This window comes from Kitasatospora arboriphila (assembly GCF_039528095.1).
GTDB lineage: Bacteria > Actinomycetota > Actinomycetes > Streptomycetales > Streptomycetaceae > Kitasatospora > Kitasatospora arboriphila.
Window position 1 is genome coordinate 42,751 of the sequence record NZ_BAAALD010000019.1, and the last position, 20,313, is coordinate 63,063.

At 73.4% G+C, this 20,313-nt stretch carries 20 protein-coding genes; 7 read left to right on the top strand and 13 right to left on the bottom strand.

Annotated features, from left to right (window positions below):
- The first annotated feature begins 45 nt into the window (after positions 1–45).
- Positions 46–654 (top strand): hypothetical protein, encoded by a 609-nt coding sequence (locus tag ABD353_RS12850; protein ID WP_344623671.1) that lies wholly within the window; start codon positions 46–48, stop codon positions 652–654.
- A 51-nt stretch (positions 655–705) separates the two neighbouring features.
- Here ABD353_RS12850 and fahA read toward each other — a convergent pair whose 3' ends face one another.
- The 7 genes from fahA to ABD353_RS12885 all read right to left on the bottom strand — a co-directional run bounded on the left by fahA (position 706) and on the right by ABD353_RS12885 (position 7,929).
- A complete protein-coding gene (fahA, locus tag ABD353_RS12855) occupies positions 706–1,914 on the bottom strand; it encodes a fumarylacetoacetase (RefSeq protein ID WP_344623672.1) in 1,209 nt (402 codons plus the stop codon).
- Complete coding sequence (locus ABD353_RS12860; RefSeq protein ID WP_344623673.1) at positions 1,911–2,723, bottom strand: hypothetical protein; 813 nt, start codon at positions 2,721–2,723, stop codon at positions 1,911–1,913. The genes fahA and ABD353_RS12860 overlap by 4 nt, the downstream gene beginning before the upstream one ends.
- Positions 2,720–3,919: a homogentisate 1,2-dioxygenase gene (locus ABD353_RS12865; RefSeq protein WP_344623674.1), complete on the bottom strand. Its 1,200-nt coding sequence runs from the start codon at positions 3,917–3,919 to the stop codon at positions 2,720–2,722. Before ABD353_RS12865 ends, ABD353_RS12860 begins: the two co-directional genes overlap by 4 nt.
- 27 nt (positions 3,920–3,946) lie before the next feature.
- Positions 3,947–5,155 carry a 4-hydroxyphenylpyruvate dioxygenase gene (gene hppD / locus ABD353_RS12870; RefSeq protein ID WP_344623675.1) on the bottom strand — a complete coding sequence of 403 codons (1,209 nt, stop codon included), beginning with the start codon at positions 5,153–5,155 and terminating at the stop codon, positions 3,947–3,949.
- A gap of 165 nt (positions 5,156–5,320) precedes the next feature.
- Positions 5,321–6,610, bottom strand: a complete 1,290-nt coding sequence (locus ABD353_RS12875; RefSeq protein ID WP_344623676.1) for a phosphoribosyltransferase family protein — start codon at positions 6,608–6,610, stop codon at positions 5,321–5,323.
- Between the two features lie 92 nt (positions 6,611–6,702).
- Positions 6,703–7,002 carry a putative quinol monooxygenase gene (locus tag ABD353_RS12880; protein ID WP_344623677.1) on the bottom strand — a complete coding sequence of 100 codons (300 nt, stop codon included), beginning with the start codon at positions 7,000–7,002 and terminating at the stop codon, positions 6,703–6,705.
- A gap of 36 nt (positions 7,003–7,038) precedes the next feature.
- Positions 7,039–7,929: a hypothetical protein gene (locus tag ABD353_RS12885; protein WP_344623678.1), complete on the bottom strand. Its 891-nt coding sequence runs from the start codon at positions 7,927–7,929 to the stop codon at positions 7,039–7,041.
- A 266-nt stretch (positions 7,930–8,195) separates the two neighbouring features.
- Here ABD353_RS12885 and ABD353_RS12890 point away from each other — a divergent pair, with 266 nt between their 5' ends.
- Complete coding sequence (locus tag ABD353_RS12890; protein WP_344623729.1) at positions 8,196–9,530, top strand: M28 family metallopeptidase; 1,335 nt, start codon at positions 8,196–8,198, stop codon at positions 9,528–9,530.
- 48 nt (positions 9,531–9,578) lie between these two features.
- On the opposite strand, the gene ABD353_RS12895 is transcribed toward ABD353_RS12890, so the two are convergent.
- Together ABD353_RS12895 and ABD353_RS12900 are read right to left on the bottom strand one after the other, a co-directional pair.
- A complete protein-coding gene (locus ABD353_RS12895) occupies positions 9,579–11,285 on the bottom strand; it encodes an acyl-CoA dehydrogenase family protein (protein ID WP_344623679.1) in 1,707 nt (568 codons plus the stop codon).
- The gene (locus ABD353_RS12900) at positions 11,285–11,851 is read right to left on the bottom strand and encodes a PadR family transcriptional regulator (RefSeq protein WP_344623680.1); all 567 of its coding nucleotides are present in this window, start codon (positions 11,849–11,851) and stop codon (positions 11,285–11,287) included. Before ABD353_RS12900 ends, ABD353_RS12895 begins: the two co-directional genes overlap by 1 nt.
- A 94-nt stretch (positions 11,852–11,945) precedes the next feature.
- Between ABD353_RS12900 and ABD353_RS12905 the strand changes: the two genes are divergently transcribed.
- Positions 11,946–12,992, top strand: a complete 1,047-nt coding sequence (locus ABD353_RS12905; protein ID WP_344623681.1) for a winged helix DNA-binding domain-containing protein — start codon at positions 11,946–11,948, stop codon at positions 12,990–12,992.
- Between the two features lie 143 nt (positions 12,993–13,135).
- The gene (locus tag ABD353_RS12910) at positions 13,136–13,561 is read left to right on the top strand and encodes an SPW repeat protein (RefSeq protein WP_344623682.1); all 426 of its coding nucleotides are present in this window, start codon (positions 13,136–13,138) and stop codon (positions 13,559–13,561) included.
- Between the two features lie 103 nt (positions 13,562–13,664).
- Here ABD353_RS12910 and ABD353_RS12915 read toward each other — a convergent pair whose 3' ends face one another.
- Positions 13,665–15,059, bottom strand: a complete 1,395-nt coding sequence (locus ABD353_RS12915) for a class II fumarate hydratase (protein ID WP_344623683.1) — start codon at positions 15,057–15,059, stop codon at positions 13,665–13,667.
- Positions 15,060–15,153: 94 nt separating this feature from the next.
- A complete protein-coding gene (locus ABD353_RS12920) occupies positions 15,154–16,086 on the bottom strand; it encodes a carbon-nitrogen hydrolase family protein (RefSeq protein ID WP_344623684.1) in 933 nt (310 codons plus the stop codon).
- A gap of 108 nt (positions 16,087–16,194) precedes the next feature.
- Here ABD353_RS12920 and ABD353_RS12925 point away from each other — a divergent pair, with 108 nt between their 5' ends.
- Complete coding sequence (locus tag ABD353_RS12925; RefSeq protein WP_344623685.1) at positions 16,195–16,518, top strand: hypothetical protein; 324 nt, start codon at positions 16,195–16,197, stop codon at positions 16,516–16,518.
- 31 nt (positions 16,519–16,549) lie between these two features.
- On the opposite strand, the gene ABD353_RS12930 is transcribed toward ABD353_RS12925, so the two are convergent.
- On the bottom strand, positions 16,550–17,566 hold the full coding sequence (locus ABD353_RS12930) for a chitinase (protein WP_344623686.1): 1,017 nt from the start codon (positions 17,564–17,566) through the stop codon (positions 16,550–16,552).
- A gap of 169 nt (positions 17,567–17,735) precedes the next feature.
- Between ABD353_RS12930 and ABD353_RS12935 the strand changes: the two genes are divergently transcribed.
- On the top strand, positions 17,736–18,107 hold the full coding sequence (locus ABD353_RS12935) for an ADP-ribosylation/crystallin J1 (protein WP_344623687.1): 372 nt from the start codon (positions 17,736–17,738) through the stop codon (positions 18,105–18,107).
- 88 nt (positions 18,108–18,195) lie between these two features.
- Positions 18,196–19,464, top strand: a complete 1,269-nt coding sequence (locus tag ABD353_RS12940; protein WP_344623688.1) for a multidrug effflux MFS transporter — start codon at positions 18,196–18,198, stop codon at positions 19,462–19,464.
- Between the two features lie 19 nt (positions 19,465–19,483).
- On the opposite strand, the gene ABD353_RS12945 is transcribed toward ABD353_RS12940, so the two are convergent.
- On the bottom strand, positions 19,484–20,296 hold the full coding sequence (locus tag ABD353_RS12945) for a class I SAM-dependent methyltransferase (RefSeq protein WP_344623689.1): 813 nt from the start codon (positions 20,294–20,296) through the stop codon (positions 19,484–19,486).
- Positions 20,297–20,313 lie beyond the last annotated feature (17 nt).

A 20,313-nucleotide genomic window follows, 5' to 3' on the forward strand; every position in this document is an offset into this window, starting at 1 on the left:
ACGATACGGGTGACCGGTCGGCGGAACCGGCGGTGAGGGGCGGGCATGGGAACCTTTCTGGACATCACCCTCGCGGTGGCGCTGGTGCTGCTGCTCGGGCGGACGACCTTCCGGCGCGGCCCCAACGCGGGCAGCATGGCGCTGATCGTGGTCGTGGGCGGGATCGCGCTGTGGCGGGGGCTCGGGCCGGGCGCGGGCTGGCTGGTGCCGGTCGTCTTCGCGGTGCTGGCGCTGGCCCTGCTGCAGGTCGCGCTCGCCGTCGCGGTGCTCGGCCGGGTCAGAGTCGCCGCCCCCGCGGAGTTGCGGGGGGAGATCCTGGCGGCGGCGGAGCGGGCGGACGGTCCGAGACTCCTGGTCCTGGCGGTGGCACCGTTCGGCACGGTGCTCGTCCAGGGCATCGCGGACGAGCCGGTGAGCACCTCGGTGCGGCTGACCGAGGGCTGCCCGATCTGCTTCGTCGAGGGCGTCGCCCTGGCGGTGGCCGAGGACGGGTCCGCGGTCGACGACTACCGGGGCAGGCTGGCCGAGGGGGCCAACCAGCTGCTGCGGCTCAGCCGCGGGGTGATCGACGACCGCTGGCAGGCCGAACTGCGTCCGGTCAGCGGGCCGCGGAAGACCTTCCGCCCGGTCGCCTGCCCCGTCCACCCCGGCTGAGCGGGGCGGTCGGGGCAGGCGACCGGGCGGTGCGCCGGGGCAGCCCGCGGGTCAGGGCAGGATGCGGCCGGTGACCTCGCCGAAGCCGATCCGGCTGCCGTCGGGGCCGGGGGCGGTGGCGGTCATCACCACCTCGTCGCCGTCCTCCAGGAAGGTGCGGGTGGTGCCGTCGGGCAGCTTGACCGGGTTCTCGCCGTTCCAGGTGAGCTCGATCAGGGCGCCGCGGGTGTCCACCTCGGGGCCGCTGACGGTGCCGGAGGCGAACAGGTCGCCGGTGCGCAGCGAGGCGCCGTTGACCGTCATGTGGGCGAGCTGCTGGGCGGCCGTCCAGTACATGGTGGCGAACGGCGGCCGGGAGATCCGGTGGCCGTTCAGCGACACCTCGATGGCCAGGTCGAGGCCCCACGGCTCGCCGCCGCGGTCGTCGAGGTAGCCGAGCGGCTCCACGTCGCGGGCGGGCGGCGCGACCCGGGCGTGCTCCAGGGCGTCCAGCGGGACGATCCAGGGCGAGACCGAGGTGGCGAAGGACTTGCCCAGGAAGGGGCCGAGCGGCACGTACTCCCACGCCTGGATGTCGCGTGCGGACCAGTCGTTGAGCAGGCAGACGCCGAAGACGTGCTCGCGGAAGGCCGACATCGGGACGGCCGTGCCGAGCTCGCTCGGCGCGCCGACGACGAAGCCGACCTCGGCCTCGATGTCGAGCCGGCGGGACTTGCCGAAGCCCGGCGCCGCGTCGGCGGGGGCCTTGCGCTGGCCGCTCGGGCGGACCACCGGCGTGCCGGAGACCACCACCGTGCCGGCCCGGCCGTGGTAGCCGATCGGCAGGTGCTTCCAGTTGGGGGTGAGCGGCTCCGAGCCCGGGCGGAAGATCCGGCCGAGGTTGGAGGCGTGGTGCTCGGAGGCGTAGAAGTCGACGTAGTCGGCGACCTCGAACGGCAGGTGCAGTTCGACCTCGGCGAGCGGCAGCAGACAGGGGGCGACCGCCGGGCGGTGCGCCTCGTCGGCGAGCCACTCGGTGAGGGCGCCGCGGACCTCGCGCCAGGTGCGCCGGCCGGCCGCCATCAGCGGGTTGAGGGTGTCGGCGTCGAGCAGCACGGACGGCGCGCCGACGGCCCGGGCGGCCGCGCCGGCGTCCAGCACGTGGTCGCCGATCCGCACGCCGATCCGGCGGCGGCCGGGCTGGTCGTTCGCGCTGAAGACGCCGTACGGCAGGTTGTGGATGCCGTACGGCGAGTCCTGCGGGATGGCGAGCCAGGTCAACGGTCCTCCAGCGTGGGTGGGTGGAGCAGGCCGAGGTCGGCCAGGTCGGCGAGGGGTTCGGCGATGCTGCAGGTGCCGAAGGAGGTGAACGAGCGGCGGGCGGCGGCGACCCGGTCGTCCGTCAGGGCGGCCACCGCGGCCGCGACCACGGCCGGCGAGCGCTCCTCCAGCGCCGCCACCGCGCCGTCCCGGTCGCCCGCGGCGGCGGCCAGCAGCACGTTGAGGAAGCCGTGGTGCTCGAAGCCGGTCACCGGATCGGTGTGCCGGACGGCGTGGTGCAGCCCGGCGGTGCACTTGTACGGCACCGCCCGCTCGGCGCAGCCGACCAGGAAGGCGGCCAGCTCGCCGACCGGCGGGAAGGCCCCGGCGGTGAGCCCGCCGGTGCGGTACTTGGCCCGGTGGGGGGTGCCGGCCAGGGCGTCCAGCGAGTCCTCCGTCCGGCCGTCGCGCGGCAGTTCGACGGCCGCGGCGATGCCCTCGGGAAGTTCCGCGGCGAGCTGCGCCACCGTGGCGGCGACGTCGTCGGTGGCGATCTCGATGCTCACCACGTCGAGGCCGGCGGCCTCCTTGAGCGCCGTGGCCGGGCCCGCACTGCCCCCCGGCAGTACCAGCCCGACCGGCAGCGGGCCGGTGCCGGCGGTGCGCACCAGGTCCGCCAGCCGGCCGGGGCCGCAGAGGAACGGGCCGACCGTCTCCGCGTACCAGGCGGTGCGGTGGCCGCGGTGGGCCGGCACCGCCTCGGCGAGCGGCAGGTCGCCGGGCGGGAAGAGCGCGGCGTCGTCGAAGAGCCCTGCGTACAGCGGCGTCACCGGCCCGGCCCCCGTCCGCCCGACCACGTCCAGGCGTAGCCCGGGTCCTCGCTCGCGGTGCCGCCCTCGCCGAGCTCCAGCGGCTTGAAGGTGTCGACCATGACGGCGAGCTCGTCGAAGAACTCGGCGCCGATCGAGCGCTCGTACGCGCCCGGCTGCGGGCCGTGGGTGTGGCCGCCGGGGTGCAGCGAGATCGAGCCCTGGCCGATGCCCGAGCCCTTGCGGGCCTCGTAGTCGCCGCCGCAGTAGAACATGACCTCGTCGCTGTCCACGTTGGAGTGGTAGTACGGCACCGGGATCGACAGCGGGTGGTAGTCCACCTTGCGCGGCACGAAGTTGCAGATGACGAAGTTGTTGCCCTCGAACACCTGGTGCACCGGCGGCGGCTGGTGGATCCTGCCGGTGATCGGCTCGTAGTCCTCGATGTTGAAGGCGTACGGGTACAGGCAGCCGTCCCAGCCGACCACGTCGAACGGGTGGTGCGGCACGGTGTAGCGGGTGCCGACCACGCCGTGGGTGCCGCGGTGCTTGACCAGCACGTCGACGTCCGCGCCGTCGACCAGCAGCGGCCCGACCGGCCCGCGCAGGTCCCGCTCGCAGTACGGCGCGTGCTCCAGCAGCTGCCCGAACCGGGACAGGTAGCGCTTCGGCGGGGTGATGTGGCTGTTCGCCTCGATGCAGTACGCGCGCAGCGGGCCGTCGCCGGTGGGCACCCAGCGGTGCGTGGTGGCCCGCGGGATGATCACGTAGTCGCCGCGGTGGACGTCCAGCGAGCCGAACACCGTCTCCACGGTGGCCTCGCCGTCCTCCACGTACACGCACTCGTCGCCGAGCCCGTTGCGGTACAGCTCGCTGGGCGCCCCGGCGACCACGTACGAGATCCGCACGTCGGAGTTGCCGAGGACGAGGCGGCGCCCGGCCACCACGTCGGTGCCCTTCCACTCCTCGCCGAAGAGCTGGTGCAGCTTCAGGTGGCGGGGGATCAGCGGAAGGTTGGGCGTGGTGGCCTGGCTCGGCAGCTCCCACGGCCGGGCGTCCACGATCGCCGAGGGGATGCCCCGGTGGTAGAGCAGCGAGGAGTCCGAGCTGAAGCCCTCCTCGCCCATCAACTCCTCGTAGTACAGCCCGCCCTCGGGCGTGCGGTGCTGGGTGTGCCGCTTGGGCGGGATGTCGCCCAGCTGCCGGTAGTGCGCCATGTCCCGGTCTCCTCGTCAGGGGGTGGGTCAGAGGTTTCCGCGCTTCTCCTGCTCGCGCTCGATGGCCTCGAAGAGCGCCTTGAAGTTGCCCTTGCCGAAGCCCAGCGAACCGTGCCGCTCGATGAACTCGTAGAAGACGGTCGGGCGGTCGCCGATCGGCTTGGTGAAGATCTGCAGCAGGTAGCCGTCCTCGTCGCGGTCGACCAGGATGCCGCGGGACTTCAGCTCCTCGATCGGCACGCGGACCTTGCCGATCCGCTCGCGCAGCGCCGGGTCGTCGTAGTAGGAGTCCGGGGTGTTGAGGAACTCGACGCCGCGCGAACGCAGCACGTCGACGGTGGTGAGGATGTCGTTGGTGGCGAGGGCCATGTGCTGGCAGCCGGCGCCGGTGTAGAACTCCAGGTACTCGTCGATCTGCGACTTCTTCTTCGCGATCGCCGGCTCGTTCAGCGGGAACTTCACCCGGTGGTTGCCGCTCGCGACGACCTTGGACATCAGCGCGGAGTACTCGGTGGCGATGTCGTCGCCGACGAACTCGGCCATGTTCACGAAGCCCATGACCCGGTTGTAGAACGAGACCCACTCGTCCATCTTGCCGAGCTCGACGTTGCCGACCGCGTGGTCCAGCGCCTGGAACAGCCGCTTCGGCGCGCCGGCGGGCCGCTGCACCTTGCTCTCGGCGACGACGTAGCCGGGCAGGTACGGGCCGTTGTAGCGGGAGCGGTCGATCAGGGTGTGCCGGGTCTCGCCGTAGGTGGCGATCGCGGCGCGGCGCACGGTGCCGTTCTCGTCGGAGACGTCGTTCGGCTCCTCCAGGACGGTGGCGCCCTGGGCGCGGGCGTGCGCGATGCACTTGTCGACGTCCGGCACCTCCAGCGCCAGGTCGACCACGCCGTCGCCGTGCCGGCGGTGGTGGTCCAGCAGCGGGCTGTCCGGGGAGACACCGCCCTTGATCACGAAGCGGCACGAGCCGGAGCGCAGCACGAAGGCCTTGCGGTCGCGGCGGCCGGTCTCCGGGCCGGAGTAGGCGACCAGCTCCATGCCGAACACGGCCTGGTAGAACTGCGCCGTCTGGGTGGCGTTGCCGACGACGAACACCACCGCGTCCTGGGCGGTCACCGGGAAGGGGTCGCCCGCGGGGTCGTGCTCGACCAGGCCGACGAGCGTGCGGAGCTGCTCGGCGTCGAGGCCGGCCTCCAGCTCGGCGGGGGTGAGTTCCACGGCGTTGGCGGTCATCGGTGCTCCTCCACGTTGAGGTTCTCCGCACCGCGAGGGGTCGGGCGGTAGCGGTTGCGCAGAGCTTGCCTTCGGTCCGGAGGTTGGGCAACAGCTGCGATTTCCACTGATCAATGTGTACAAGGTGAGCAGGTCGGGGCCTGGCGGGCTGTACGGATTGCCCAGTCATCGGGCCACCGGCGAGAGGTGCTGCGCGAACCAGTCCGCGGCCAGGGCGGCGACCGCCTCCAGCGCACCGGGCTCCTCGAAGAGGTGGCCTGCGTCCGGGACGACCGCCAGCGACGCCGGCGCCCCCAGCTGCGCCTCCGCCCGCCGGTTCAGCTCCAGCACCGTGCGGTCGGCCCCGCCGACGATCAGCAGCACCGGCGCCGACACCCCGCCCAGCACCGGCCCGGCCAGGTCAGGCCGCCCGCCGCGGGAGACCACCGCGGCCACCCGCAGACCCGGCTCGGCGGCCGCCCGCAGCGCCGCGGCCGCGCCGGTGCTCGCGCCGAAGTAGCCGACCGGCAGTCCGGCGCAGTCCGGCCGCGCCGTGACCAGCCGGGTCACCTCCGCCAGCCGCCGGCCGAGCAGCTCCGTGTCGAAGACCTTCTCCCGGTCGATCTCCTCGGCCGGGGTGAGCAGGTCGAACAGCAGTGTCGCCAGCCCGGCCCGGTTGAGTTCGCCCGCCACGTACCGGTTGCGCGGACTGAGCCGGCCGCTGCCGCTGCCGTGCGCGAACAGCACCAGGCCGAGGGCGTCCTGCGGCCGGGTCAGCACCCCCAGCAGCTCCACGCCGCCCGCCTCCAGGGTGATCTCCGGGTCCTCCGGCTGCTGCTGCCGGGCCGCGGCCTCGTCGAGCAGGGCGATCACCTCGGCGTCCGAGGTCTGCGAGAAGTCCGTGTAGAACTCGCCGATCGCCCAGAACCGGGCCGGGGTGTGCGGGCAGACCAGGTCGTCGACGTCCCCGCCCAGCCGGGCCGCCCAGTCCTGCGGCGCCACCGGCACCGCCAGCACCACCCGGGCCGCCCCGCGGGCACGGACGATCCGGCAGGCCGCCAGCGCGGTCGAGCCGGTCGCCACCCCGTCGTCCACCACGATCACCGTCCGGCCGGCCAGCGGAACGGGCGAGCGGCCCCGGCGGTACCGCTCGGCGCGGCGCTCCAGCTCGGCCCGCTCCTCCCGCTCGACCTCGGCGAGCTGCTCGGGCGAGACCCGGGCGCCGCGCACCACCGCGTCGTTGACCACCCGGGCGCCGCCCTCGCCGATCGCCCCCATGCCCAGCTCCGGCTGGAAGGGCACGCCGAGCTTGCGGATCACACAGATGTCGAGCGGCGCCCGCAGCGCCCGGGCCACCGGCGCGGCGACCGGGACGCCCCCGCGGGGCAGCGCCACCACGACCGGGTCGGCCCCGCGCCACCGCTGCAGTTCGGCCGCCAGCCGGCGGCCCGCTTCCTCACGGTCGGGGTAGTACATGGCTGAGCCTCTCCACGTCCACCGTACGTCCGGTTGCCGGTGCAGTCGGGGCAGCAGCTCAGGGGCGCCGGGGGCACCTCGACCGCTGCCTCCTACGGCAGCGCCGCCGCGAGGACGTCCACGTAGCGGATGTCGGGCGGGGCGGCGAGGAGGCGGGGGGCGGCCTCCATGAGGGCGGCGGCGATCCGGCCCTGGAGGTGGTACTCGCGGCCCTGGGCGTCGTCGAAGGTGTCGAAGATGCCGAAGACGGTCTCGCTCTCGCGGAAGGCGAACCAGGTCCGGGTGTCCACCTCCTCGACGGCCATCGGCAGCGCGCCGAGCAGCAGCTCGGCGACCTCCTCGGCGTGTTCCGGCTTGGCCTCGATGCGGGCGAGCAGTCCGACGGGCGGCATGGGGCCTCCAGGTGGGGTCGGGTGGGGCGGCGGGTCTCAGGCGTGCCGGGCGAAGTCCTCCAGGGAGACGGTGTACTCGCCGCTGTCGGCCGAGTGCCGCACGCAGTAGGCGCGCGGGTACCAGCCGGGCACCTGCCAGGCCTGCGGCTGCTTGACCGGCCGGCACGCGTCGGCCGGGTCGGCGCCCTCGGCGGCCTGCAGCGCGGCGAGCGTGACCATCGGCTCCAGGAAGGTGATCCGGGCGTCGTAGGTGCCGTACACAAAGGTGCGGGTGAATCCCTTGCCGTGCCACTCCTCGCCCGTGAGGTCGGTGAGGTGGTTGCCCATGGCGACCTGGGCGAGGCCCTTGTCGGTGTAGTCGGCGGGCAGGTACTCGGGCGGCAGCGGCCTGGTGGCCGTCGCGAAGTCGGTGCAGTCGATCAGGATGCCGCACGGGCCGGGGCGGATCGCCTGCCGTTCGGCGTCGGACTGCAGGTAGAAGTGCACGTCGAGGTGGGGGCGGTCGTAGACCTTCGGCGGGCCGTGGCCGGCCGGGTCCCAGTCGAGCAGGGCGAAGTCCAGCGGCATCCCGGGCAGGTCGCGCAGGGCCCGGGGCAGGGCGAGCGCGTACTCGTGGCCGCCGGCGCACTCGTGCATGGGGTCGACGGTGCCGTCGCCGTCGCGGTCGTAGCAGTGCCGGCCGTCGGCGGGTTCGGTGGGCAGGTCGGTCAGCGAGCCGCGGGTGAGGGCGACGCCGATCTCGACGGGCTCGTCGCCGCGCAGGCGGGCGTAGGTGTGTGCGGCGCCGTCGCCGAAGGGGACGGGGCGGCCGTAGACGGTGCGCAGGTGTTCGGCCGCGGCGGCCGGGGCGGCGGGCAGCAGGGCGGTGGCCAGCAGCGCGGCGGCCAGCAGGCGGCGGACGGGGCGGGGGCGGGGGTTCGGCGGCACGACGGCGGGCCTTTCGCAGCGGGGGCACTCCTGGCCACTGTGCCGGGCATGGACCTGACCGGCGCCCGGTGCTGCTCCGTCCGGGGGCGAGCCGGTGAACGGGTGTCAGGCGAACGGCCGTTGTGTGACGGCCTCTTGACGGTGGCTTTACCGAAGCCCGACCATCATGAGCGCGTCAACTTCACGGCCGCCCACCCCCACCCCACCGGGCGGCCGCACCGTCAGGTCCCGTTCTGCCCCACCGGAATCCGGAGTCCTACGTGTCCCTGCATGCCTTCCGGCGTGCGCAGCGGCGATCCCGCCTGCGCCGTCCCGCCGCCCTGGCCGCCGTCGCCGCCGCCACGCTCGCCGCGACGCTGCTCGCCCCCTCCGCGTCCGCCGGGCCCGCCCCCGCGCTCGCGGCGGCCCCCGACATCCCGGTCGCCAACGTCAAGGCGCACCTCGCCCAGCTGCAGTCCATAGCCACCGCCAACGGCGGCAACCGGGCGCACGGCCGGGCCGGGTACAAGGCCTCGGTCGACTACGTGAAGGCCAAGCTCGACGCGGCCGGCTACACCACCGCGCTGAAGACCTTCACCTACAACGGCGCCACCGGCTACAACCTGATCGCCGACTGGCCGGGCGGCGACGCCTCGCACACGGTGATGGCCGGCTCACACCTGGACTCCGTCACCGGCGGGCCCGGGATCAACGACAACGGCTCCGGCTCGGCCGGCATCCTGGAGGTCGCGCTCGCCGTGTCGCGGGCCGGCCTGCAGCCCACCAAGCACCTGCGGTTCGGCTGGTGGGGCGCCGAGGAGTACGGCATGGTCGGCTCCAAGAACTACGTCAACGGCCTGTCCGCCGGCGAGCGTTCGAGCATCGAGGCGTACCTCAACTTCGACATGATCGGCTCGCCGAACCCCGGCTACTTCGTCTACGACGACGACACCAAGCTGGACAACCTGTTCAAGACGTACTTCTCCGGGATCGGCGTGGCCACCGAGCCGGAGACCGAGGGTGACGGCCGCTCCGACCACGCGCCGTTCAAGAACGCGGGCATCCCGGTCGGCGGCCTGTTCAGCGGCGCCGACTACACCAAGACCAGCGCCCAGGCGAGCAAGTGGGGCGGCACCGCGGGCCAGGCCTTCGACCGCTGCTACCACGCGTCCTGCGACACCAGCGCCAACATCGACGACACCGCGCTGGACCGGATGAGCGACGCGATCGCCCACGCGGTCTGGACGCTCGGCACCGAGAGCGCGCCGCCGCCCGGCAAGGTCTTCGAGAACACCACCGCCGTGGCGATCCCGGACGCGGGGGCCGCGGTGACCTCCTCGATCACCGTCTCCGGGGTGGCAGGCAACGCGCCCGCCGCGCTGCAGGTGGGCGTGGACATCAAGCACACCTGGCGCGGCGACCTGGTGATCGACCTGGTCGCACCGGACGGCAGCAGCTACCGGCTGAAGAACTCCAGCTCCAACGACTCGGCCGACAACGTGATCACCACCTACACCGTCAACGCCTCCAGCGAAGTGGCCAACGGCACATGGAAGTTGAAGGTGCAGGACGTGGCCGCGCAGGACACCGGCACGATCGCCGGCTGGAAACTGACCTTCTGACGGGCAGGGCGGAGGGGGTGCCGGAGAGGCGGCACCCCCTCCCTCGCACTACGGCTGCATCTCGTAGGCGCCGGACAGCGCCTCGACCTTCGCCCAGACCCGGGCGGCGCGCTCGGCGTCGGCCACCGGGCGGCGGACGTGCGCCAGCGCCCAGGCGGCCTGCTCCTCGGTGGTGGAGGACTTGCCGTGCAGTTCGGTGGCGTGCGCGGAGAAGTCCCGCACCAGGGCGTCGAAGATCTGGTCCAGGACGTCGCCGTCGAGGCCGGTCAGCTCCGCCTGCTCCAGCACCAGCTGGCCGTAGACGACCAGCGCGAAGAGCTGGCCGATCTCCAGCAGGAAGTCCAGGTCCTGCTGCTGCTCGGCGCTCGGCGCGTGGGCGAGCAGCAGCGCGCAGAGGCCGTCCGCCTGCTCGCGGAAGCGGGCCACGTTCGGCACGGCGGCGTGCGTGTCGTAGGCGGTGCGCCAGTCGTGGAAGCGGATCGCGCCCAGGCCGCGGGCCGGGCCCTGGCGGAACAGGAACTCGTCGTCCGCGGCGTCCACCCGGTTCGGCACCGGCGCGAACTCGGCCGGGTTGAACAGGTAGTTGCCCATGAACTTGAGGATCAGCGCCAGGTTGACGTGGACGGTGCCCTCCAGCTTCGGCAGGCCGCGGATGTCCTTGGCGGCCTTGTCGAAGTAGGTGTCCGCCTCGAAGCCCTTGGCCGCGATGACGTCCCACATCAGGTCGATGACCTTCTCGCCCTCGGTGGTGACCTTCATCTTGGTCATCGGGTTGAAGAGCAGGTAGCGGCGGTCCTCCGGAGAGGCGGTGCGGAAGTAGTCCACCGAGCGGGAGCTGAACAGCTTCATCGCGACCAGGCGCGCGTACGCGTCCGTCAGTTCGCGCTTCACGTGGGCGAACTCGGTGACCCGCTTGCCGTACAGCACCCGGTTGTGGGCGTGCGTCACGGCCTCGTACATCGCGTGCTCGCAGATGCCGATCGAGGCGGTGCACAGGTTGAACTTGCCGACGTTGACGGTGTTCAGCGCGGCGTCGAAGGCGGCCTTGCCGGTGTGCAGCACGTCCTCGGCGCGCACCGGGTACTCCTCCAGGCGGAACTCGCTGACGTACATCTGCGCGTTCACCACGTTCTTGACCAGGTGGTACGCCTCGTGCCGGCTGTCGGCGGCGAAGAAGACGTAGCCCTCCGGGCCCTCCACGTCGGAGCGGCGGCCGAAGACCGACACCAGGCCGGCCACGTTGCCGTTGCCGATGTAGTACTTGGAGCCGGTGGCGGTGAAGCCGCCCTCGCCGTCCGGGGTCAGCACCATGTCGGTGGAGTAGATGTCGGCGCCGTGGCTGCGCTCGGACAGGCCGAAGGCCATCACGTGGCCCTCGGAGAGCAGCTGCGCGGCGCGGGCGCGGACGGCCTCGTTCTCGCTCTGCCAGACCGGGCCGAGGCCGAGGATGGTGACCTGCCAGGTGTACCAGTAGCCGAGGCCGTAGAAGCCGAGGATCTCGTTGAGCTCGGCGATCCGGGCGGTGTCCCAGCGCTTCGCCGGGTCGGCCGAGGACGGCGTCAGGAACTCCGCGAACAGGCCCTCCTTGGCGGCGAACTCCAGGAAGTCCGCGTACCAGGCGCGGTCGATGTAGGTGTCGATCAGCGCCTTCTTGCCACGCGACTCGAACCAGTCGACGGTGGCGCGCAGCAACCGGCGGGTGGTGTCGTCGAACTGCGCGGGGTCGTAGGAGCGCGGGTTGAACAGCTGCATCATCAGGTCCCAGGGGTCGAGGGTGGCGTGGCTTGCAGGCGGTGCAGGGTGGTGAGCACGTCGTCCAGCCAGGCGAGGATCATCCGCTCGTACTCGATGCCGCCGCGCAGCACCACGTGCTGGAGGCGCTGCTGGGCGTCGAGGGCGTCCGGGTCGGGGAAGTCGCGCTGCTCGCCGGAGAGGTAGCGGGCGAGCAGGGCGGCGTGCTCCGCGCGGTGCCGCTCGACCTCGGGGACGAGCGCGGCCGGGTCGTCGAAGGCCGCGGCGCGGATCTTCACGGCGAGTTCGTGCCGGACGGTCTCCGGTTCGACCGGCTCGCGCAGCCAGCCGACCAGGACACCGCGGCCCGCCGCGGTCGCCGAGTACACCTTCTTGTCCGGCCGCCCGTCCTGGGCGACCTCCTCCGCGGCGACCCAGCCGTCCGCCTCCATCCGCCGCAGCACCCGGTAGATCTGCTGGTGGGTGGCCGTCCAGAAGCGCCCGATGGAGCGGTCGAAGCGGCGGGCCAGTTCGTAGCCCGACCCGGGCTGCTCCAGGAGGGAGACGAGGATCGCGTGCTCCAGTGCCATGCCCGCATCCTGCTATGCAACGAGTTGCATAGGCAATGCGGGCGCGCCGCGTGAGACGCACCTCACGCGGTCCGCCCGGCGGAAGAATGGCCGGGTGGACGAGGTGGAGCTGCTGCGGCGGCGGATGCAGGCACAGTTCGGGCGGGCACGGACGCGGGCCGCGGCGGCCGCCGGGACGTCGGGGGGCGTGCAGGCGCAGGACGCCGGGGCGGCCCGGCTGGGGCTGCGGGCCCGCGGCGTGGCGGACCCGGGCGAGCCGGGGCGGGCGCTCGCCGCGGGGGAGACGGTGGTGCTCGCGCTGATGCGCGGCACGCTGCACCTGGTGCCGGCCGAGGACGCGCGCTGGATGCTCGGCCTGTTCGCCGCCCGCAACCTGGCCGCCGGTGCCCGGCGGCGCCGCGAACTCGGGCTCACCGAGGAGGTCTGCGCCCGCGCCGGGGAGCTGCTGCCCGCACTGCTGGACGTACCGCGCGGCCGCGCCGAACTCGTCCGGCTGCTGAACAACCAGGGCCTCGGGATCGACCCGACGGGCCAGGCCCCGGCCCATCTGATGGGCTGGGCGACGGCGCACGGGCTGCTCTGCCGGGGCGCCGACGTGACGCCGCGCGATCCCGGCTACCTGCCGCTGCCGCAGGGCCGCCCCGCGCCCGAGGGCCCGGCCGCCGAGCTGGCCGGCCGCTACCTGGCGGCCTTCGGCCCGGCGGAGGCCGCCGACTTCGCCGCCTGGTCCGGTCTGCCGGTGCGCGAGGCCCGGCGGGCCGTGGCCGCGGCCGGGCCGGAGGAGGTCGCACCGGGCCTGTTCGCGGCGCCCGGCGCCGGGCCGCTGCCGGCCGGGCCACCGGTGGTGCGGCTGCTCGGCGCCTTCGACAACTACGTGATCGGCTACCGGAACCGGGACGCCCTGCTGGCGCCGGAGTTCGCCCGGCGGATCAACGCGGGCGGCGGGATCGTGAAGCCGGCCCTGGTGGCGGACGGCCGGGTGCTCGGCAGCTGGCGGCGGGAGAAGGGGGCCCTGGTGGTCGAGCCCTTCCGGGCACTGCCGGCGGCGGTGCGGGACGAACTGGACGGGGAGGCCGCGGCCGTGGCGGCGTTCCTGCAGGTCGACGCCGCACTGAGGGTCGAGCGGCCGGGCACATCATGACAAAAGGGTGATAATCAGGCGTAAAGGTTAGATAAGGGACACAATGGGTACGGGGCAGTCGCCTGCCTCGTCACCGACCTTGGAGGTGGTTCCCGGTGTCGACCCAGCTTCCGGGTATGGAGCGCCATCCGGACATCCTTGCCATGCGTGAACACTACGAGCGCGTCACCTCGACGATGCTCGCCCAGGGCGTCGAAGCGCTCTGCATCATCGCCGGAATCTTCCTGGCGATCTCCCCGTGGGTCGTCGGGTTCGCCCTCTTCCCCGCCGCGGGCGGCATCCAGGGCGTGACCCTGAGCAACCTGATCTGCGGTCTGACCTTCGCCTTCCTGCTGGGCGGCTACGCCACCGCCTTCGAGCGGACCCACGCGCGCGCCTACGCCGGACTGGCACTCGGCGCCTGGACGATCGTCGCTCCCTGGGCGACCGTCGGCGACCAGGCGTTCTACCGGACGATCTGGACCAACTGCGTGACCGGCGGCGTGATGGTCTGCCTCGCGGGTGCGGCCATCGCCATGGCGATGACCGGCATGTCCTCGAAGATGGGTATGGGTAGGAGCCGCGGATGACGGAGACCGACACGGACAACCCCCCGACGGGTGCGGACCCCACGGTCCGCACCCGTCGACCGTTCCACCGGCTGTTCCGGCGACCCGGTCCGCGGACGGGCCGTCAGGGGCGGGTCATCCGCAGCACGTCCAGCGCCTCGTCCAACTGCGCCTCCGTCAGCAGGCCGCGCTCGACGTAGCCGCGCTCCAGCACCACCTGGCGGATCGTCTTGCGCTCGGCCAGCGACTGCTTGGCCACCTTCGCGGCCTCCTCGTAGCCGATGTACCGGTTCAGCGGCGTGACCACCGACGGCGAGGACTCCGCGTACTCCCGGGCCCGCTCGGCGTTCGCGGTCAGCCCGTCGACCGTGCGGTCGGCCAGCAGCCGGGCCGCCGACGCCAGCAGCCGCACCGACTCCAGCACGTTGCGCGCGATCACCGGCAGCATCACGTTCAGCTCGAAGTTGCCGCTCGCACCGGCCACCGTCACGGTCGTGTCGTTGCCGATCACCTGGGCGGCCACCATCAGCACCACCTCGGGGATCACCGGGTTCACCTTGCCCGGCATGATCGACGAACCGGGCTGCAGATCCGGCAGGTTGAGCTCGCCGAGACCGGTGCGCGGACCGGAGCCCATCCACCGCAGGTCGTTCGCGATCTTCGTGAAGCCGACCGCCACCGTCCGCAGCTGGCCGCTCAGTTCGACCAGCCCGTCGCGGGCGCCCTGGGCCTCGAAGTGGTCGCGGGCCTCGGTGAGCGGCAGCCCGGTCGCCCGGGCGACCTCCGCGATCACCGCGGCGGAGAACCCCGGCGGGGTGTTGATGCCGGTACCCACCGCCGTACCGCCCAGCGGCAGTTCGGCGACCCGCGGCAGCGCGGCACGCAGCCGTTCTACGCCGTACCTCACCTGGGCCGCGTACCCGCCGAACTCCTGGCCGAGGGTGACGGGCGTGGCGTCCATCAGGTGCGTCCGGCCGGACTTGACCACCTCGGCGAACTCGGCGGACTTGCGCTCCAGCGCGGCCGCCAGGTGCTCCAGCGCCGGCACCAGCTCGTTGCCGACCGCCCCCGTCGCCGCGACGTGGATCGACGAGGGGAACACGTCGTTCGACGACTGGCTCGCGTTCACGTGGTCGTTGGGGTGCACCGGCCGGCCGAGCCGCTCCCCGGCCAGGGTGGCGATCACCTCGTTGGTGTTCATGTTGGACGAGGTGCCGGAGCCGGTCTGGAAGACGTCCACCGGGAACTGGTCGTCCCAGCGGCCCTCCGCCACCTCCTCGGCGGCGGCCGCGATCGCCTCCGCCGTCGGCGCGTCCAGCACGCCCAGCTCCGCGTTGACCTTCGCCGCGGCGGCCTTGATCCGGGCCAGCGCCGCGATGTGCGAGCGCTCCAGCCGCTGGCCGGAGACCGGGAAGTTCTGCACCGCGCGCTGCGTCTGCGCCTGCCACTTGGCGGCCGCCGGCACCCGGACCTCGCCCATCGAGTCGTGCTCGATGCGGAACTGCTCCTCGTCACCCATGGTGGGACACCTCCTGCACAGCACAACGCCCGACGAGCCCGGGTATTTCCTGGGGCCTAGGGGCGCGGGGAACTGCGCAGTCCGGGGGTGGCTGTCATGACGGTTCCGGTTGGGCCGTGATGTGGGCGGTGGCCCGCTTCCCCATTGCGCAGCTCCCCGCGCCCCCGGTGGTGCTGAGGGTTGCCGTGGTGCGGGTGGGGGTGGTGGTGAGGCCGGGCTGGAGGAGGACGGGGTCGTCGGTGCGGGCGCGGGCCAGGACGGCCGGGTCGAGGTCGACGGTGAGCAGCTCCGGTGCGTCCTCGGCGGCCTCGGCCAGCAGGTGCCCGTCCGGGCCCCAGGCGGCGCTGAGCCCGCAGCCGGTGTACGGCCCGGAGCGGCCGACGTGGTTGGCCAGCAGGACGTACAGGGTGTTGTCGAGTGCCCGGGCGGGGAAGACGGTGCGGCGCTGGTGGGCGCCGGGGCCGGTGCCGAACAGGGCGCCCACCAGGTAGGCGTGGGCGCCGTCGAGGGCGGCGGCGCGGGCGTGCTCGGGGAAGCCGGAGTCCCAGCAGACGCCGATGCCGAGCCGCCAGCCGTCGAGTTCCAGGGTGCAGCCGCCGGTGCCGGGGGAGAAGCCGGCGGCGCGCTCGTTGGGGGTGGCGAACTGCTTGCGGTAGACGGCGGCCGTGCGGCCGGACCCGTCCAGGGCGAGGGCGGCGATGTGCAGCGTGCCGGTGTCCCGGTCGCGGACGGGGGCGCCGACCACCACGGCGGTGCCGGTCCCGGCGCAGGCGGCGGCCAGCGGGGCGAGCCGGGGGTCGTCCGGGGCGACGGTCAGGGTGTCCGGGTCGGCGGCGATGCCGACGGTCTCGTAGCCGGTCAGGAAGAGTTCGGAGAGCAGCAGCAGCCGGGCGCCCTGCGCGGCGGCCCGGCGGACCAGCGCGGCCGCGGTGGCGGCGTTCGCGGCGATGTCCAGCGGGACGAGCGGGGCCTGCGCCACGGCGACGCGGAGCGGGGAGGCGGGAAGCGTGTGTACAGGGATGCTCACGGGTCTCAATCCTTACATGTCCGGCCGTCCGCACTCAAGGCCCCGGTCGGCCCGGACCCGTCCGCGTGGCGTGCGCCGCCGTTCCGGGCCCGGTGCCACCATGGCGCCATGACGGAACCGTCGGACCCGGCCGCGCGCTACGCGGAGATCGCCGAGGAGCTCGCCCCGCGGGGCGCGACGCAGTCGAAGATGTTCGGCATGCCCTGTCTGAAGGACACCGCGGGCAAGGCCTTCGCCGGCCTGCACGAGGACGAGTTGGTGTGCCGGCTGGGCCGGGACACGCCCGCCCTCGCGGAGGCGCTGCGGCTGCCGGGCGCCCACCTGTTCGATCCGATGGGCGGCCGGCCGATGAGGGACTGGGCCTGCATCCCGCTCGGCGCGGCCGCCCACTGGGACAACTTCGCCGAGGCCGCGCTGATCGCCCCGCGCTGACCGCCGCCGCAGCGTCCCGGTGCCGCCCGGCTCAGCCGTGGTAGCCGGCGACGATCTTCGTGAAGGCGTACGCCGACTGGGAGATCCCGCTGCAGGAGTCGCCGGCCTGGGTGCCGGAGGGGCAGGCCCGGTCCCGGTTGACCGCCCAGAAGGTGAACCGGGCCAGGTGGTGCGCCTTGGCGTAGTTCAGCATGGTGGTGAAGTCGCCGGTGGAGACGGTCTCGTCGGCCTCGTCGGTCTTCCCGTTCATCGAGGAGATGCCGATGTGCCGGTACGCGGTCGCGCTGTCGTAGCCGTACGCGCTCGCCACCGCCTTCTGCAGACCGTCGGCGGCCTTGGTGGAGACGCTGCCCATGGAGCCGCTGTGGCTGCCGAAGTCGAAGGGCATGATCGTCCAGCCGTCGAGGGCGAGCCCGGCCGCGGCGCCCTTCTTGATCAGGTCCAGGCCGTTGGCGTCGGGGCCGGTGGGCGTGGTGCCGAAGGTCAGGTAGGTGCGGATGCCCGGGTTCTTGCTCTCGACCGTCTTCAGGGCGGAGACCACCCGCTGCCGGACGGCCGCGCTCGCCACCTCGGTGTTCTCGATGTCCACGTCGATCGCCTTGAGCTTGTAGGCGTCGATCACCTTCTGGTAGGCCGCGGCCAGGGCGCTTGCCGAGGTGCACTTCTCGCCGAGCTTGTTGCCGCTCCAGCCGCCGAAGGAGACCACCACGTCCCCGCCGGCCGCCCGGATCGCGTTGATCGCGCTCTGGTCGCTGCCGCCGGTCAGCGGTCGGCTGCCGTCCCACTTGGGGTTGCAGCCGCCGTCGCTGAGCATGAAGGCGAGGGTGAACTGCTTGACCCCGGTCGCCGCCATCACGTCGGTCGGCTTCTGCGGGCTGCCCCAGCCGAGGTACTCGTACGGGGCGTTGAGGCCCACCGGGTCGGCGGCCGCGGCGGTGGCGGCCTGTCCGGCCGGCGCCAGGGCGAAGGTGCCGGCGGCGAGCGCGGCCGCGCCGGCGAGGGCGAGCAGGGGGCGGACGCGCCGGTGCCGCAGGGCGTGCGAGGGCATGGTTCTCCGTTCGTCGTGGGTTGTCGCGGGAACCGTCAGGAAAGTTTCCTAACTTCGTCCGCACAGCAAAGCAGCGCCTCGTGTGCACATCAAGAGCCGGTGCCTTAAGGGAAGTTGAAGGCCGAAAATGCGTCGCCGGGCGGGGTCGGCGGCCGATACGGTCGGGTGTATGCAGACCACCACCCTCTGGCGTCCGACCGGCCCGAAGGAGCTCGCGCTCGTCGAGGCCTCCGGATGGCGCGCCTGGCCGCCCCGTCTGCCGGAGCAGCCGATCTTCTACCCGGTGCTCAACGAGGACTACGCCGTCCGGATCGCCCGGGACTGGAACGTGCCCGCCTCCGGCGCCGGCTACGTCACCCGGTTCGAGGCCGACAGCGCCTACCTGGAGCGCTTCCCCGTCCGGCAGGCCGGCGGCGAGACCATCCTCGAACTCTGGGTCCCCGCCGAGGAGCTGGCGGAGTTCAACCGGCACATCGTCGGCACCATCGAGGTCGTCCGCAGCTTCGGTGCGGCCGAACGGCCGGACGCCGCCCGAGCCTGAGCCGGGCACACCGGGTTACGGTACGAATCCCGGCACCCGCGGCCGGCCGCGCCGAGCAGCCACCACCGATCCGATCCCGAGGAGCGCCATGGCAGGCCCGACCGTCGACGCCGGCGGCGAGCGGACCACCCCCGCCGCCGGCCCGGCGACCGCCGCACGGCCCGGCCGGGCCACCGTCGCCGCCCTCGGCGGCCTGGTCGCGCTCGGCCCCTTCACCACCGACCTCTACCTGCCGGCCCTGCCCTCGCTCGCCGCGGACCTGCACGCCACCGCACCCGCCGTCCAACTGACCTTCACCGCGCAACTGTTCGGCATGGCCGCCGGTCAGCTGGTGTTCGGCCCGCTGAGCGACCGGCACGGCCGCCGCCGCCCGCTGCTCGCCGGCATCGCGGTCTACTCCCTCGCCACCCTGGTCTGCGCCCTCGCCCCCGGCCTCGGCGTGCTGGTCGCCGCCCGCTTCGTGCAGGGCGTCGCCGGCGCGGCCGGGCTGGTGATCGCCCGGGCCGTGGCCCGGGACTGCTACGAGGGCGTCGCGATGATCCGCTTCATGGCCTCGCTGGCGATGATCTCCGGCCTGGCCCCGATCGTCGCGCCCGTGCTCGGCGCCCAACTGCTGCACGTGACCGACTGGCGCGGCACCTTCGCCGTCCTCGCCGTACTCGGCGCCGTCCTCACCGTGCTCGCCGCGGCCGCCCTGCACGAGTCGCTGCCGCCCGAACGCCGCCACCGCGGCGGCCTGACCACCACCCTACGGGCCGTCGGCGGGCTGCTCCGCGACCGGAGCTTCCTCGGCTACGTCCTCACCAGCACCTTCGCCTTCGGTGCGCTCTTCGCCTACGTCAGCGGGTCCTCCACCGTGCTGCAGGAGGTCTACCGGGTCTCGCCGCAGACCTACAGCCTGCTCTTCGCCGTCAACTCGGTGGCCCTGATGGCCTCCACCCAGCTCAACGGCCGGGTGCTGGTCACCCGGCTGCGCCCCGACACGCTGATGCTGCTGGGCCTGGTGACCGCGGGGGCGGCCGGGCTCGCGCTCACCCTCTTCACCGGGGTGTGGGACCTCGGCCTGGCCGCGGTCTGCCCGGCGATGTGCCTGCTGATGGCGGCCATGGGCGTGGTCGGCCCGAACTCGGCGGCACAGGCGCTCACCACGGCCCCGCACGCGGCAGGCTCCGCCTCCGCCCTGCTCGGCCTCGGCACCTTCCTCTGCGGAGCCGTGGTCGCCCCGCTCAGCAGCGCGGGCGGCGAGCCGTCCGCGGTGCTGCTGGGCACGGTGGTGCTCGGCAGTGCGCTGCTCTCGCTCACGGCCTTCCTGACGCTGTGCCGGCCTTGCAAGCCGTCTGCCGGGCAGGCGGCGTAGGTCCCACCGGCGCAAACCGTCAGCTCGGGGCGGTCGCCGCGGTCAGCAGGTGGCCGCTGATGCCGAGCAGGGAGGGCTCCGACTCGGTGGTGCGCAGGGCCGTGAGCACGGTGCCGCGGCGCTCCGGGTCGTCCAGCCACGTGTTGACGTCGCCCATCAGCCAGGCCGCGCCCTCCAGCCCGTACTGCCGGGCGTCCGGCAGCCCGGCGGCGGCGAACTCGTCGAGGACGTCGGCCGGGTGGTGGAACCAGGCGGTGGTGAAGAGCGGGTTGTCGCCGGTGCCGCCGAGCAGGCCGGTGGCCGCGCAGGCGTCGGTGGCCGCGCGCGGGCCGGGCTCGAAGTAGCGGCCGACCCGCAGCTGGTCGTGCAGCCCGGCGTACCGGTTGATGGTGGCGGCGACCACCGCACCGCCCGGTCGGCAGACCCGGCGGGCCTCGGCGAGCGCCCGCAGCCGGTCGGCGCGTTCGGTCAGGTGGTAGAGCGGCCCGAGCAGCAGCACCGCGTCGTACGAGCCGTCGGCGGCCTCCAGCGCGCGGGCGTCGCCGAGGGCGGCGCGGACGCCGGGCAGCGCGGACGCCTGCTCGACGTGCAGCGGTACCGGGTCGAGCAGGTGGACCTCGTGGCCGTCGGCGGCCAGCCATTCGGCGTGCACGCCGGCCCCGCCGCCGACGTCCAGCACCCGCAGCGGGGCGGGGCCGAGCAGTCGGCGCAGCACGTCCTGGGTGCGCCAGAACTCCAGCCGGTTGTGCTCGCGCCGCAGTCGGCCCTGTTCGGCCCCGCGGTTGTAGTAGTCGAGGATCTCCGGGCGGACGGTCACGGTGTCGTCGGTCATGCGAGCCATCATGATCG